Annotated in this window: 14 protein-coding genes; 9 read left to right on the top strand and 5 right to left on the bottom strand. The window is 72.8% G+C overall.

The annotated features are described in order from the left end of the window. Positions 1-6: 6 nt before the first annotated feature. Complete coding sequence (locus AW274_RS26125) at positions 7-2088, top strand: alpha-galactosidase (RefSeq protein WP_062437193.1); 2082 nt, start codon at positions 7-9, stop codon at positions 2086-2088. Here AW274_RS26125 and AW274_RS26120 read toward each other — a convergent pair. After that, a complete protein-coding gene (locus AW274_RS26120; protein WP_062437192.1) occupies positions 2085-2948 on the bottom strand; it encodes an AraC family transcriptional regulator in 864 nt (287 codons plus the stop codon). The two genes, AW274_RS26125 and AW274_RS26120, sit on opposite strands and share 4 nt — an antisense overlap. Before the next feature lie 80 nt (positions 2949-3028). On the opposite strand from AW274_RS26120, the gene AW274_RS26115 reads away from it, so the two are divergent. The 6 genes from AW274_RS26115 to AW274_RS26090 are packed head-to-tail and all read left to right on the top strand — an operon-like array spanning position 3029 to position 8156. Then, the gene (locus AW274_RS26115; protein ID WP_062437191.1) at positions 3029-3757 is read left to right on the top strand and encodes an SDR family NAD(P)-dependent oxidoreductase; all 729 of its coding nucleotides are present in this window, start codon (positions 3029-3031) and stop codon (positions 3755-3757) included. Beyond that, entirely contained in the window at positions 3754-4899 is a 1146-nt protein-coding gene (gene dgoD / locus AW274_RS26110; protein ID WP_062437190.1) for a galactonate dehydratase, read from the top strand. The genes AW274_RS26115 and dgoD overlap by 4 nt, the downstream gene beginning before the upstream one ends. Beyond that, on the top strand, positions 4893-5711 hold the full coding sequence (locus AW274_RS26105) for a hypothetical protein (RefSeq protein WP_062437189.1): 819 nt from the start codon (positions 4893-4895) through the stop codon (positions 5709-5711). Before dgoD ends, AW274_RS26105 begins: the two co-directional genes overlap by 7 nt. A 53-nt stretch (positions 5712-5764) precedes the next feature. Next, positions 5765-6379 carry a bifunctional 4-hydroxy-2-oxoglutarate aldolase/2-dehydro-3-deoxy-phosphogluconate aldolase gene (locus AW274_RS26100; RefSeq protein ID WP_062437188.1) on the top strand — a complete coding sequence of 205 codons (615 nt, stop codon included), beginning with the start codon at positions 5765-5767 and terminating at the stop codon, positions 6377-6379. Continuing rightward, positions 6376-7308 carry a sugar kinase gene (locus AW274_RS26095; protein WP_232320374.1) on the top strand — a complete coding sequence of 311 codons (933 nt, stop codon included), beginning with the start codon at positions 6376-6378 and terminating at the stop codon, positions 7306-7308. Before AW274_RS26100 ends, AW274_RS26095 begins: the two co-directional genes overlap by 4 nt. A gap of 8 nt (positions 7309-7316) precedes the next feature. Then, positions 7317-8156, top strand: coding sequence for an SMP-30/gluconolactonase/LRE family protein (locus AW274_RS26090; protein ID WP_062437187.1), 840 nt, complete (start codon positions 7317-7319; stop codon positions 8154-8156). Here AW274_RS26090 and AW274_RS26085 read toward each other — a convergent pair. The 4 genes from AW274_RS26085 to AW274_RS26075 form a co-directional block, all read right to left on the bottom strand. Continuing rightward, complete coding sequence (locus tag AW274_RS26085; RefSeq protein ID WP_157520728.1) at positions 8150-8725, bottom strand: hypothetical protein; 576 nt, start codon at positions 8723-8725, stop codon at positions 8150-8152. The two genes, AW274_RS26090 and AW274_RS26085, sit on opposite strands and share 7 nt — an antisense overlap. Before the next feature lie 73 nt (positions 8726-8798). Next, complete coding sequence (locus AW274_RS40600) at positions 8799-9038, bottom strand: hypothetical protein (protein WP_157520727.1); 240 nt, start codon at positions 9036-9038, stop codon at positions 8799-8801. Between the two features lie 133 nt (positions 9039-9171). Beyond that, the gene (locus AW274_RS26080; RefSeq protein WP_062437185.1) at positions 9172-10647 is read right to left on the bottom strand and encodes a hypothetical protein; all 1476 of its coding nucleotides are present in this window, start codon (positions 10645-10647) and stop codon (positions 9172-9174) included. Continuing rightward, positions 10644-11741, bottom strand: coding sequence for a right-handed parallel beta-helix repeat-containing protein (locus tag AW274_RS26075; RefSeq protein ID WP_083974809.1), 1098 nt, complete (start codon positions 11739-11741; stop codon positions 10644-10646). Before AW274_RS26075 ends, AW274_RS26080 begins: the two co-directional genes overlap by 4 nt. A 288-nt stretch (positions 11742-12029) precedes the next feature. On the opposite strand from AW274_RS26075, the gene AW274_RS26070 reads away from it, so the two are divergent. Together AW274_RS26070 and AW274_RS26065 are read left to right on the top strand one after the other, a co-directional pair. Continuing rightward, a complete protein-coding gene (locus tag AW274_RS26070; RefSeq protein WP_198169414.1) occupies positions 12030-12590 on the top strand; it encodes a hypothetical protein in 561 nt (186 codons plus the stop codon). Beyond that, positions 12577-14067, top strand: coding sequence for a serine/threonine protein kinase (locus tag AW274_RS26065; protein ID WP_062437183.1), 1491 nt, complete (start codon positions 12577-12579; stop codon positions 14065-14067). The genes AW274_RS26070 and AW274_RS26065 overlap by 14 nt, the downstream gene beginning before the upstream one ends. Positions 14068-14073 lie beyond the last annotated feature (6 nt).

Below are 14073 nucleotides of genomic sequence, written 5' to 3'. Positions count from 1 at the left end.
GGAACCATGAACCCGATCCACCTGCGCGCGGGCGGCACCAGCGTGGTCGTCGCCGTCGACGGCGGACGGCTGCCGCGCATCCTGCACTGGGGCCCCGACCTGGGCGACCTCGGGCCCGATGAGCTGGCCGGCCTCCAGCGGGCGGCGCTGCCGGCCGTCGGCGACAGCGCCGTCACCTATCCGCAGCCCGTGCCGGTGCTGCCGCAGCTCCACGAGGGCTGGCTCGGCCGGCCGGGGCTCGTCGGCGACGGCGACGGGCGTCGCTGGGCGCCCTTCTTCCGCGAGGCGGCGTACACGGTAGAAGGGACCCTGCTCCGGGCGGCGGCCCGCGACCCCGAGTTCGGGCTCGGGCTCGACGTCGAGATCGAGGTGCTGCCCGGCAGCGGGCTGGTGCGGCAGCGGGCCAGGGTGGTGAACGAGGGGGCGGAGCCCTACCGGATCGGCTCCCTGGAGCTGGCGCTGCCGGTGCCGCCGGAGGCGGCCGAGATCCTCGACCTGACCGGGCGCTGGGCGCTGGAGCGGGTGCCGCAACGGCGGCCGTTCCAGGTCGGCGAGTGGGTGCGCGCCTCCCGCGGCGGCAAGCCGGGGCTGGAGCACACGATGCTGCTGGCGGCCGGCGAGCGCGGGTTCGGGTTCCGGCGCGGGCTCGTGTGGGCCACCCACCTGGCGTGGAGCGGCAACCAGGTGCTCGCCGCCGAGCTGACCCCGGCGGGCACCCGGCACCTGGCGGCCGGTGAGACGCTGCTGCCGGGCGAGGTCGTGCTCGCCCCGGGCGAGTCGTTCCAGAGCCGCTGGCAGTACGGCTCGTGGGGCGACGGCCTCGACGAACTGGCCGGGCGGTTCCACCGGCACCTGCGGACGACGCCCCGGCCGCCCCGGCCCGTGGTGCTGAACACCTGGGAGGCCGTCTACTTCCGGCACGACTTCGACACCCTGGTCGCGCTGGCCGAACGCGGCGCGGCGGCGGGCGCGGAGCGGTTCGTGCTCGACGACGGCTGGTTCCTCGGCCGCCGCGACGACACCACCTCGCTGGGCGACTGGACGGTCGACCCCGAGGTGTGGCCCACGGGGCTCGGGCCGCTGGCCGGCCGGGTGCGCGAGCTCGGCATGGACTTCGGGCTCTGGTTCGAGCCCGAGATGGTCAACCTCGACTCCGAGCTGGCCCGGCGGCACCCCGACTGGGTGTTCCAGGCCGGTCACGGCCCCGGCCTGCCCTCCCGCCACCAGCACGTGCTGAACCTCGGCCACCCCGGAGCCTACGCCCACGTGTTCGAGCGGATCAGCGGGCTGGTGGCGGCGCTGGAGATCGCGTACATCAAGTGGGACCACAACCGCTACCTCCTCGACGCGGGCGAACGCCCGGGGGTGCGGCGGCAGGTCGAGCAGGTCTACCGGCTGATGGCCGAGCTCAAGGCGGCCCACCCCGGGCTGGAGATCGAGTCGTGCGCCAGCGGCGGCGGCCGGGTCGACCTCGGCGTGCTGGAGTTCGCCGACCGGATCTGGCCCAGCGACTGCAACGACCCGCACGAGCGGCTGGAGATCCAGCGCTGGACCGGGCTGCTGGTCCCGCCGGAGATGCAGGGCACCCACATCGGCGCGGCCGAGTCGCACACCACGCACCGCGTCCACCCCCTCGACTACCGCGCCGAGAAGGCGCTGTGGGGCCACCTCGGCGTCGAGGTCAACCTGCTCACCGCCGACGAGGAGACCCTGGCCGCGCTGGCCGGGTGGGTCGCCTTCCACAAGGAGCACCGCGCGCTGCTGCACTCGGGCGACGTCGTGCACGCCGACCTGCCCGACCCGGCCTTCCGGCTGGAGGGCGTGGTAGCGGCCGACCGCTCCGAGGCCCTCTACGCGTTCAGCGTGGTCGAACGCCCCGCCGTCTGGCCGCCCGGCCGCATCGCCTTCCCCGGCCTGGACGCCGACCGCGTCTACCGGGTCGACGCGGTGTACCCCGGCGCGACGCCCGGCGGTGTGCTGCCGCCGTGGCAGCACACCGGGGTCACCCTGCCCGGCCGGGCGCTGCGGGTGGAGGCGCCGTCGCTGGACGTCGACCGCTCGGTGCTCTTCCGCGCCGTCGCCGTCTAGCCCTTGGCCCGGTTGCGGTATTCGGTCGGGCTGGTCTCGTGCAGGCGGCGGAAGTGGCGGGAGAAGTAGAACGGGTCGGTGTAGCCGACCTCGCGGGCGATGTCGGCGACGGTGGCGTCGGTGGTGTCGAGCAGGTTGCGGGCCTGGGCCATGCGCAGCGTGGTGTGGTGCGCCAGCACCCCGCCGCCGGTGGCGCGGCGGAACAGCGCCGACAGGTGGGAGGGCGAGACGCCCACCAGCGCGGCGAGGTCGGCGACCCTGACGGTGGTGTCGAGGCGTTCGGCCAGGTAGGCCATCGCGCGCTGGAGCGGGTCGCCCGGCACCGGCATCACCCGGTCGAGCACGATCTGGGTGAGCAGCTTCCAGGCGGCCCCGGCCGCGCCGGTCAGCGCGGCGGGGGAGTGGTCGCGCTCCATGATCGTGACGATCTCGTCGAGCAGCGCCACCGCCCGGTCGAGCCGCCGGATCGACACCACCGGCCGGGAGGGCCCCGCGCCGATCTCCTCCAGGAGTTCGGCGAGATCGGTGCCGCGCAGGTGGCACCACCAGATCGTCCAGGGCGCCTCGGCGGAGGCGCCGTAGGCGTGCGGCACGCCGCGCGGGATCACCAGGGCCGCGTTCGACCCGATCCGGTAGTGGACGCCGCCCACGGTCGCCCACCCGAGGCCCCCGGCGCACAGGATGAACACCGCCTCCTCGATGCCGTTGGGCCGCCTCATCAGGTGATCTGTGGCCACGGGGTAGTAGCCGGTGTCGGTGACCATGAGCCGCCGGGTGACCGGCCGGGTGCTCGCCTCGGCCACCACCCGGCGCGGCACGACGGTCAGCCGCTGGTTGCGGAACCCCTCCTGGATCGGCATACGCCCAGTATGGCGGATCGTCCAGGTGCAGACATGAAACAGACATTGGATTGGAAAGAGAACACTTGTTGACTGAAGCCATGGGACGCGGATTGTTGTCGGAGAAGGTCGCCGTGGTGACCGGGGCGGCGTCGGGCATCGGCGCGGCGGTGGTGGATCGCTTCCTGGCCGAGGACGCCCGCGTGATCGCGGTCGACGTGGCCGAGCTGGCCGCCCGGCCAGGCCTGGTGCCGGTGACCGGCGACGTGGCCGACGTGGCGACCTGGCGGCGCGTCGCCGACCTGGCCCGCACCGAGTTCGGCCGCCTCGACGTGCTGCACAGCAACGCCAGCACCTCGGTCGGCGCGCCCGCCCACGAACTGGCCGAGGACGACTGGGACCGCCAGCTCGCGGTCAACCTGAAGGCCGCCTACCTGGCCGTGCACACCTGCGCCGGGCTGCTGCGCGAGAGCGGGGGAGCGGTGGTGCTCACCTCCTCGGTGCACGCCCTGGTGGGCATGCCCGGCCACCCGGCCTACGCCGCCGCCAAGGGCGGCCTGGTCTCGCTCGGCCGCCAGCTCGCCGTCGAGTACGGCCCGGCGGTCCGGGTGAACACCGTGCTGCCCGGCCCGATCCTCACCGCCGCCTGGGAGGGCATCGGCGAGGAGGACCGGCGGCGCAGCGTCGCCGCGACCGTGGCCGCCCGGTTCGGCCGCCCCGACGAGGTCGCCGCCGCCGTCACCTTCCTGGCCAGCGCGGAGAGCTCGTACATCACCGGGACCACGCTGGTCGTCGACGGCGGCTGGACCGCGGTGAAGGACTCCGCGTGAAGATCACCAAGGTCGAGACCTTCCTCGTGCCGCCCCGCTGGTTGTTCTGCCGGGTGGAGACCGACGCCGGCGTGGTCGGCTGGGGCGAACCCGTCGTCGAGGGACGCGCCGAGGCGGTGCGGGCGGCCGTCCACGTGCTGGCCGAATACCTGACCGGCCGCGACCCGCTGCGCGTCGAGGACCACTGGCAGGTCATGGCGACCGGCGGCTTCTACCGGGGCGGCCCGGTGCTGTCGAGCGCCCTGGCCGGGCTCGACCAGGCGCTCTGGGACATCGCGGGCAAGACCTACGGCGTGCCGGTGCACGCGCTGCTCGGCGGCCACGTCCGCGACCGCGCCCGCGTCTACGCCTGGACCGGCGGCGACGAACCCGCCGAACTCGCCGACGGCATCGCCGCCCGCGTCGAGGCGGGTTTCACCGCCGTCAAGATCAACGCTTCTGGACGCATGCCCGCGCTCGCCGGCCCCGCCGCCGTGTCGGGCGTCGTCGACCGGATCGCGGCGGCCCGCGAGGCGCTCGGCCCCGACCGCGACTTGGCGGTGGACTTCCACGGCCGGATCGGCGCGGCCGACGCCCGCCGGATCCTGCCGCTCATCGCGGAGTTCCAGCCGATGTTCGCCGAGGAGCCCGTGCTGCCCGACCGCCCGCACCTGCTGCCCGGCGTGGTCGCCGCCTCGGGCGTGCCGGTGGCGGTCGGCGAGCGGCTCTACTCGCGCTGGGACTTCCGCCCGGTGCTGGAGGCCGGCGTCGCCGTGGTGCAGCCCGACCTGTCGCACGCGGGCGGCATCTCCGAGACCCGGCGCATCGCCGCGCTCGCCGAGGTGTGGGACGCCCGGCTCGCCCCGCACTGCCCGCTCGGCCCGCTCGCCCTGGCCGCGAGCCTCCAGGTGGCCTTCGCCGCCCCCAACTTCCTCATCCAGGAGCAGTCGATCGGCATCCACTACAACGAGGGGGCCGACCTGCTCGACTACGTCACCGACCCCGAGGTGTTCCGCTTCACCGGCGGATACGTCGCCCGCCCGCTCGGCCCCGGCCTCGGCGTGGACATCGACGAGGCCGAGGTCAGGCGGGTCGACAAGGTCGGCCACGCCTGGCGCAACCCGGTCTGGCGGCACGACGACGGCGCGGTGGCCGAATGGTGATCCTGCTCTCGGCCCGTTTCGACCTCGCGCTGGGCGGCCGCTGGACGTCGTTGTCCGGCGGCGGCCGGGAATGGTTGTGGTCCCGCCCCGACCCCGCCCGCGAGCTGGTCCTGCCGGGCGCGCCGTTCGTGGACGCCGGCGGCCTGGAGGAGTGCGTGCCGACGGTCCGGGGCCGGCCCGACCACGGCGACGCCTGGAGCCGCCCCTGGACGGGCACCCCCGCCCGCGCGACGGTCAAGTGCGACGGGTTCGACCTGACCCGCACGGTCGGCGCGGAGGCCGGGGCGGTGGTGGCGACCTACCGGTTGTCGGCTGACCCGGGCTTCCGCTTCGTCTGGTCGGCGCACGCCCTGCTCGACCTCAGCGAGCGGGCCCGGCTGATCGCGCCGCCCGGAACCCCGCTGCGGCTCTACCCCGAGGCCGCGCCCCTGCTCGACACGGCCTGGCCGCCCGGCGCGCCCTACGTGGAGGGGCACTGGCCCGACCCGTTCGGCCTGGCCCTCGACCGGCTCGGCCCCGCCGACGGCTCGGCCGCCGGGGCGGTGCTGCGCTGCGCGTCGGTGCGCGTCGAGGACGGGACCGACCATCTCGACCTGCGCGTCGAAGCGCCTTCGGGGGTGCCGGTGGGCACCGCGTTGTGGCGCAACCTGGGGGGCTTCCCCGACGACGCGCCCTACCGGAGCATCGGCGTCGAACCCATGCTGGGCACCGTCTTCGACGTGGCGGAAGCCGGGCCAGGCGACACGGCGGAAGTGCCCGCGTCGGGGGAACTGACCTGGCGGCTCGTCATCACGGCGGGACGGCTGCGCTGATGTCCGGCGCTTCTGAACACAGCGGTCCCGGCGGCCGCGGAACGGACGTGGTGATGGACTTTCTCTCCGATCTGACCGAGCACCGCCTGCTGGCGATCGTCCGGGGCACTGACCCCCGGGCCGCGCTGGACACGGTCCTGACCCTCGCGGCCGAGGGCGTGCGGCTGATCGAGGTCTCCCTGGTCACCGCCGGGGCGCCGGAGGTGATCCGCGACGCGCGGGCCGCCCTCGGCCCCGGCGCGCATCTCGGCGCGGGCACCGTCGTCACCGCCGGCGACGCCCGGCGGGCGGCCGACGCGGGCGCCTCGTTTTTGGTCACCCCGGCGGTCAGCGAGGCCGTCGGGGCCGGGGTCACGCTGGGGCTGCCGGTGCTCGCCGGGGCGCTCACCCCGACCGAGGTCGTCGCCGCCCGCGCCGCCGGGGCCGCCGCGATCAAGTTGTTCCCCGCCTCGCTCGGCGGGGTGCGGCATCTGCGGGCGCTGCGCGACCCCTTCCCCGACATCCCCTTCGTCCCCGTCGGCGGGGTGGGACCGGCCGAGGCCGCCGAGTACCTGGCGGCCGGGGCGGTCGCGGTCGGCGTGGGCTCCCCGCTCGTCGGCGACGCCGCCGCGGGCGGCGACCTCGGCGAACTGACGGCCCGCGTGCGCCGGTTCCTGGAGACGCCGTGACCGTCGTGACCTTCGGCGAGACGATGGCCGCCCTGCGCGCCGACGGCCCGATCCGGCTCGGCGGCGGCATGCGGTTGTCGGTCGCGGGCGCGGAGTCGAACGTCGCGATCGGCCTGGCCCGGCTCGGCCACCCGGTGCGCTGGGCCGGTCTGGTGGGCGACGACGAGACGGGCGCACTCGTGCTGCGCACTTTGCGCGCCGAGGGCGTCGACGTGGCGTACACCCGCACCGACCACCGGGGCCCCACCGGCCTGGTGCTGTTCGAGCGCAGGGTCGGCGAACTGACCCGGGTCATCTACCACCGGGCCGGCTCGGCCGCCTCGTTCCTGTCGCCCGCCGACGTGCTGCCCGCCCTCGACCCGCCGCCCGCGCTGCTGCACGTCACCGGCGTCACCCCCGCGCTCGGCCCGGGGCCGGCCGAGGCGGTGCGCGCCGCCGTCGCCTCCGGCGTCCCGGTCTGCCTGGACGTCAACCACCGCGCCCGCCTGTGGGACCGCGCCACGGCCGCCGCAGCGCTGCGCCCGCTGGCCTCCTCGCTCACGGTCGTCGTCGCCTCCGACGACGAACTCGACCTCGTCGCCCCCGCCGCCGCGACGACGGAACAGGACCGGGTGGGCGCGCTGCTCGACCTCGGCGTGCGCGACGTCGTGGTCAAACGCGGCGCCGACGGCGCGACCGGCCACACCGCGACCGCGACCGTGCACGCCCCCGCCCGGCGGGTCAGGGTCGCCGACGTGGTCGGCGCGGGTGACGCGTTCGTCGCGGGGTACCTGTCGGGGATGCTCGACGATCTCGACCTGACCGCCCGCCTCGGCCGGGCCGTCACCGTCGGCGCGTTCGCGGTCGCCTCCGAGGGCGACTGGGAGGGCCTGCCCACCCGTTCCGAACTGGCCCTGCTCGACACCCTGCCCGGATCCGTCATCCGATGAGGAGAACCATGGACGTCTGGAGTGCGATCGACTGCGAGCTGGGCGAGGGCGCCCGCTGGGTCGACGGGCGGCTGGTCTTCGTCGACATCCTGGCCGGCCGCCTGCTCACCGTCTCGGCCGACAAGCCCGCCGACCCTGAGGAGCTGTTCCGCCTGGACGTCCCGCTCGGCGCCGTCGCGCCTATCCAGGGCGAGCCGGGCCGGTGGCTGGCCGCCGCGGGCCAGGGCTTCGCCCTGCTCGACGAGCACGACGGCTCAGTGATCTGGCTCGACCGGCCGGTGCCCCCGACCTCGCGCATGAACGACGCCGTCTGCGACCCCTCGGGCCGTATGTGGGCGGGCGCGATGCCCTACGACTCCACGCCGGGCGCGGGCGTGCTCTACCGGGTCGGCCCCGACCTGGCGGTCACGCCGGTCCGCACCGGCCTGACCATTCCCAACGGCCCGGCCTTCACCGCCGACGGCCGCACGATGTACCTGGCCGACAGCGCCGAAGGCCGCATCGACCGGCACGCCGTCGACCCCTCGACCGGCGACCTGGGCGACCCGGCCGTCTTCGCCACGATCGAGGAGGGCGGCCCCGACGGCATGACCGTCGACGCCGACGACCACCTGTGGGTGGCGATCTGGGGCGGCTCCCAGGTCCGCCGCTACACCCCCGACGGCCGCCTCGACCGGGTGGTCGACGTGCCGACCCCCCAGCCCACGAGCGTCTGCCTCACCGACGGCCGCCTGTTCGTCACCTCCGCCGCCCTCGGCCTGACCTCAGGCCCGCCGGCCGGAGCCCTCTTCGCCGCCGACGGCATGCCCCCCGGCCGCCCGGCGGCCCCGTTCGTCCGGGCTCAGTAGACGCACTGCACGACGACGTCGTCGAGGTGGAAGGCCGCGGTGTAGGGCCCCGTCCCCATCCGCAACCCGGCGAACCGCAGCAGGACGTCGGCCCGCTGCGCCGTCCACGTCACCGAGTGGAACGTCCACCCGTCGACCCACCCGGGGTCGGGCACCGACTTCAGCGCGATGTACGAGAACGTGGCCGGATCGATCACCTCGACGTTCAGCTGCGGAGCCGTCCCCCGCAGCTTCGCCCAGACACCCGCCGTACACGTGATCCCCGGCCTGCTCAGCACCGGCGTGAGCGTGATCCGCCGCCCGATCGAGCACCACTCGCGGTTCCAGAGCACCTCCCAGTACGCCATCCCGCTGCCGGTCCGAGGGGACTGGGCACTGGGCTGGTACGTCGGCCCCCAGCAGGTGCCGACCTGCGTCCACGCCCACCGGGACGCCGGATTGGTGCCCGGCTCGAACGAGTCGGTCATCTGCCAGATCCCGGCCGACGCCGGCCCGGCGGGCACGAACACGACCGCGACGGCGACGACGACCGCGACGAGGACACGGGACACCCGGGAACGTAAGCGCATGCCCCGAGTGTGCCCGCCGCCCCACGCTTTGTGGACCCTGGACTTTCCGGCCGGAAAACCTAGGGTGCCGTTTCTAGTACGAGTAGAAATACCAATTGTTCTCAGGGTGGTGCGTGCAGGCGGAAACCCGCAGACCGGTGGCCTTGACGGCGCTCCGCCAGTAATTGCAGTTACCCATGTCGGGATAACCCTTGTAGATCTTGAGCGCCATCGTGGTCGACGCCGAAGCCGTGCCGACCACGGCGGTTCCCGTCAGGGAGACCGCCGCTCCGGCGATCGCCAGACCTACCGCCGCCTTTTTGAGAATTCCCATGCTTCGCCCTTTCCGGGAAACGCCATTGCGTTTTGATGGTCGGCCGCGGAATTCGGGCGGGCAAGGCGAGCCGGGGCGGTCGGCGCGTTCGGGCAATGCGTTGGCACGAACGGATAATTCTCCGAAGCCCGGATCACATTCCGCGCTGGCCGGACACCCGCTGCCACACCGTGTTGCCGTAGTGATCGATCTGCAGGCGGTCGCCCAGCACGTCCAGCCGCGCGCCCGGCCGTCCGTCGGTCGCGGTGGCCCTGACCGGGCTGCCGTCGGCCCGGAGCAGGACGAGATTGCCGTCGTACTGGAGATAGGCACGGGTGGCCCGGCTGCCGCTCGTGTCACTGGCCCAGATGACGAAGTTGTCGCCGTTGCGGTAGTGCACCAGGTTGCCGTCGTCCTGCATGCAGAGGCGGGTGGACCCATTCCCCAGGCAGTGCGGCGCCGGCAGGAACTGGTTCTGCCGCAACTGAGAACCCGAGGTGACCTGTACGGGAGCGACCTTGTCGACGATGGTCCACCGCACCAGCTCACGACCGTTGGGAGGGTCGTCGGGGGTGACGATGCCGCGTGCGTCGCCGATGAGCTGCCAGGAGGGCATGTCCCAGCCGCAACTCGTGCCCACCCCCCTGATCAGGGGCGCGCTGCGGACGGTCCAGTTCACCGCGTCGGTGCTGCGGGCGACGCCGACCGACGTCTGCGAATCGGACTGGTTGCACACGCCGTTCGCGCCGCCGAAGGCCTCGAAGATGAGATACCAGTAACCGTCGGCCTCGCGGCGCATGTCGCCCATCCCCATCCCGTAGTTCGCCCACGAGGGAGCGGGACTGAGGGAGAACGGGAACCTGCCGCCGGAGTAGTCCTCCACCAGTGCCGGGAGCCGAACCGTCGCCCGGCCCTGCGTCAGCCGTCCCGTGGAGTCGTGAAAGTGGAAGGTCAGCACGTAGCCTGACCCGTCCTTCTCGACGTCGGGCGTGCCCACCTCGTCGAATCGATCGCCGACCGGTCCCTCTTTCAACAACCGGGTGCTGTTCGACCAGCCGATCCCATTGGAGCTCGTCACCCAGCGGACGGAGTGCAGCGCCCGGCCCCGACCGGGCCCGTTCCCGTTCGGCCGCCAGTCGCGCTGCTCGAACACCATCAGCAGGCGACCGTTGTCCACGATCACGTCCGGAGCGAAGATCCGCGTGCTCGTGGCGCCGTCGTCGTTGTGGCAGGGGTCGCCGTACTGCTGCACCGACTGCAGCCCCGCGAGCGGCCTGCCTCCGTTGTGCTGAACCCAGGTGTTCCCGCCGTCGCCGGAGGTCGCGAGCGCGATTCCCTGGGCGAAGCCGCAGATCTGCCCGCTCGGGCTGATGAAGGTCCGGTAGTACATGAAGTACTGGCCGTTCCAGACGACGGTGCTCGTCTCGGCGTGGTCGCCGATGCCCCACCCGAACGGTTTCGGGATCTGCTGACTCAGCCCGGCCGCGTCGGTGAACAGTTTGCACGCGGTGTCGCACCCGGCGGCCGAGGCCGTCGGAGACGACCAGACCACGGCCGAGGCCAGGCCGGTGATCAGCACGGTGATCAGGCCGGTGATCAGAGCGGCGAACGCCCTGCGGGGCCGGTTCACAACCCGCTCGACAGGGTGACGCCGGCGCCGACGCTGCGCTGGGTGGTCACGTTGGTGACCGAGTTGCCCGTCGAGGTCACCGTGAGCTGGTTGCCGCCGCGCTGGTAGGACAGCCCGGTGCCCGATCCGTTGCCGCGTACGGCGTTGCCGGTCACGGCCACGTTCCCGGTGCCGTAGTTGACCTGCTTGATGGTCAGGTAGGTGGTGCCGGCGCCGTTGAACTGGAAGACCCGGTTGCCGACGACGGTGCTCGCGGCGTCGCCCTGGACGGTCACGCCGATGCCGTTGACGCCGAAGTCCTCGACGTAGTTGTCGCTGATGCTGCTCGCGAACAGCCGGCCGGCGTTGATGCCGGTGCCGCCGACGCCGTAGACGTGGTTGCGCTCGACCGTCCAACCGGCGGAGTTCTCGAGTTTGACGGCGTCGCCGCCGCTCGACGCGATCCAGCTGTCGGAGAGGTTCCAGTCGGTCACGGAGTTTCCGCTGTCCTGGACGTAGACGCCGTGCTGACCGGAGTCCTCCACGAACAGACCCTGGATGGAACCGTTGACCTGGGAGTTGGTGAGTGTGGTCCCGTTCTGGGACGTGTTGGTGACCCGCAGGCCGTTGACCTTGGCGTTCCGGATGGTGAGGTCGCGGATGGCCGTGCGCCACGACCGGATCACCACGGCGTCGCCGGCGGTCGGGTTGTTCGCGGCGTTCGCGTCGACGGTCAGGTCGCGCAGCGTGATCGGCTCGCCGGTGAAGGAGTCGTTGTTCACCCACGAGTCCGAGGCCAGCACCGCGGCGAGGTTGCGGCCGTTGGCCTGCTTGAGCAGGGTGTGCGCGCTGTCGCCGCGGTAGGCCCGGCCGCCGAGCAGGGTGATGGTCGTGGTGATCGAGCAGGGCCCGTCGACGACGATCTCGTCGCCCGCGGCGGAGCCGTTGATCGCCGCCTGGATGATCGCGGCGTCGCCGCTGCCGTTCGCGCACGTGGCGGTCACCCGCGCCGCGGCGGCGGGCGCGGAGAAGGCGAGCGACCCGATCGCCGAACCGGTGGCGACCACCCCTACCGAGACGACGACGGCGAGAATCCGATGACCGGTGTTTTTCATGAACGCTCCTCTATCGATTGACCGAATTCGGCTAATCGGAGTAAACGGAGCGGCGGGCGGGCACGACAGTACACCCCTGAACCCTCGGAGGTGGCGCACGTGGGAAAGGATGGAACTCCAATACCGGTCGACGCCGTTTCGGTGGTGTTCGACGGATCACAATGGTGGCTGAATCGCGGACAGTCGTTGACAATGGGCCGAAGCCGCGCGTGTGACCTGCGGTTCCCCGAAGACGAACATCTTTCCCGGCGGGCCGCGGCAATGACGGTTCTCGACGACTGTGTTCTCGTGCGCAACAATTCCTCGCACAAACCATTCGTCGTCCGGCCGCCGACGGGGGAGGACCGGGTGGTCGAGCCCGGAGCGGCGACGACCTCGTTGCCGTTCGCGACGTTCGCCCTGGTCTTCGCGGGCCGGGGAGGAGCGACGGTGACGATTCACGTCGACGCCAGGCCGATCACCTGCCCGCCGTCAGGAACGGAGACGGCCACGCGTGCCCCCCAGACGGTGAACGCGCCCATGACGATCACGCCCGCCCAGCGACTGGTGTTGTGCGCCCTGTGCGAACCTCTGCTGGCGAACGCCGGCCCGCGCGCCGCTCCCGCGACGTACGCCGAGATCGGCAGCCGGCTGGGACGACGACCGCAGTACATCCGCAACGTCGTCAAGGCCATCCGCGAGTCCCTGTCGGGCCACGGCGTTCCGGCGCTGACGGCCGACGACGACAACGCCGTACACGACGACTTCCGCTGGGCACTCGCACGGTGGGCCGTCCGCAGCGGTGTCGTCGACCTGGTTCAGATCACCGCCCTTCTCCCCGGAGGGGAAGGTCGCGATGGACGACGGTGACGAGCCGGAGACCACGGGCGGCCCCCTGCTGCCGCCGGCGCCGGCCTTGTTCGTCGGCCCTCCCGACGCGCCGGACCGATACGAACTGCTCGGCGACGGCATCCCCGGTGGTGAGGGCGTCACCTGGAAGGCCCGCTACCACGGCGACCTGGCCTCTCCGCTCCCGCTGGCCGTCAAGTTGCTGCGTCCGCCGGGCCACGCCGGTCCGCACTGGCCCTCTCCCCGAGACCGGCAGCGCTGGCGCGATCACGCGGTGCTGCTGCGCCACCTCCAACTCGACCACGTGGTGCGCCTCGACGAGGTGTTCTCGGGCGCCGCCCCCCATCCGCCCGGCGACGCTTCCGCCACGACCGGGACGTCGGCCTACCTGGTCATGGAATGGGTCGAGGGGCCGACGCTCCAGGTGCTCCTGGGCGGTCGCCCGGCGGAGGCCGGCACCATCGGCGGACGTCTCGGCTACATCGGGCAGGCGGCCGAGGCGTTGAGCGCTCTCGCCTCGGTGACGCGGTCGGGCGGCAACCCGAGCCTGCACCGGGACGTCAAGCCGTCCAACTGCATCGTCCATCCCGAGCGGGGGCTGGTGCTGATCGACGTGAGCACCCTCCGGCTCGTCGACGACGGCCACGATCCCGTCGGCTGGCACACACCCGGCTACACGGCGCCCGAGGTGCTGGCCGCACCCCACCTCCCCCGAGCCGTCGCGGCGGACGTGTACTCCCTCGGCGCACTCGCCTTCTTCTGCCTGACAGGGCACAACCCGCCGGTGACCGACCCTCGCGAACCGATCGTGCGCGCGGCCGCGTCGGCCGGCGTCGACGCTCCGGACGCTCTCGCCGCGCACATCTCGGCGGCGCTGGATCCCGACCCGGCCCGCCGCCCGCAGGACCTGCTCGCGTGGAGCCGGAACCTCATCGAGGCGGCGACCGTGAGGCGGGCGCCGAGCCGATGGCGCCGCCCCGTCGTGGCCGTCGGCTCGGCCACGATCACCGCCGTCGCGGTGCTGCTGCTCCTCCCGGATCTGATCGTGGAGAAAACGAATACGCCGGTTCCGGCGCCGCCGGCGAACGTCGGCGGGGAAATCCTCTCTCCCGCCGACGGCGCCGACGTCGAACAGTGTTCCTATTTCTCTGGTACGGCCGCACTCCCGCCCGGAACCACGCTGATTCTGGCCATGCGCAATCTCGATAACGGGGACCCGGAAAGATATCTTCAGGTGGTCTTCGGTTACGACAAGACCGAGACACTCGCTAATTGGCGGGGAGCGCAGTATTTCGGCACCGAAAAAGGCGGGGTCGGCCAGAATTATCAGGTCGACCTGCTGGCGGTGCGAGTCGACGGCGCGCGGGCCTACCACGAGTCGGCGAGCGGCGACGTCGATCGAGCGCTGGCCGACTCGGGCACTTTGCTCGACAGCGTGCGCGTCCATCGAGTCGCCGGGACCGGGCCGGGCGGCTGCGAGGGACCGCCCGGGAACTGACCACCG

Source organism: Herbidospora daliensis (assembly GCF_001570585.1).
Taxonomy (GTDB): Bacteria; Actinomycetota; Actinomycetes; order Streptosporangiales; family Streptosporangiaceae; genus Herbidospora; species Herbidospora daliensis.
This window is presented reverse-complemented; position numbering and strand designations above follow the sequence as displayed.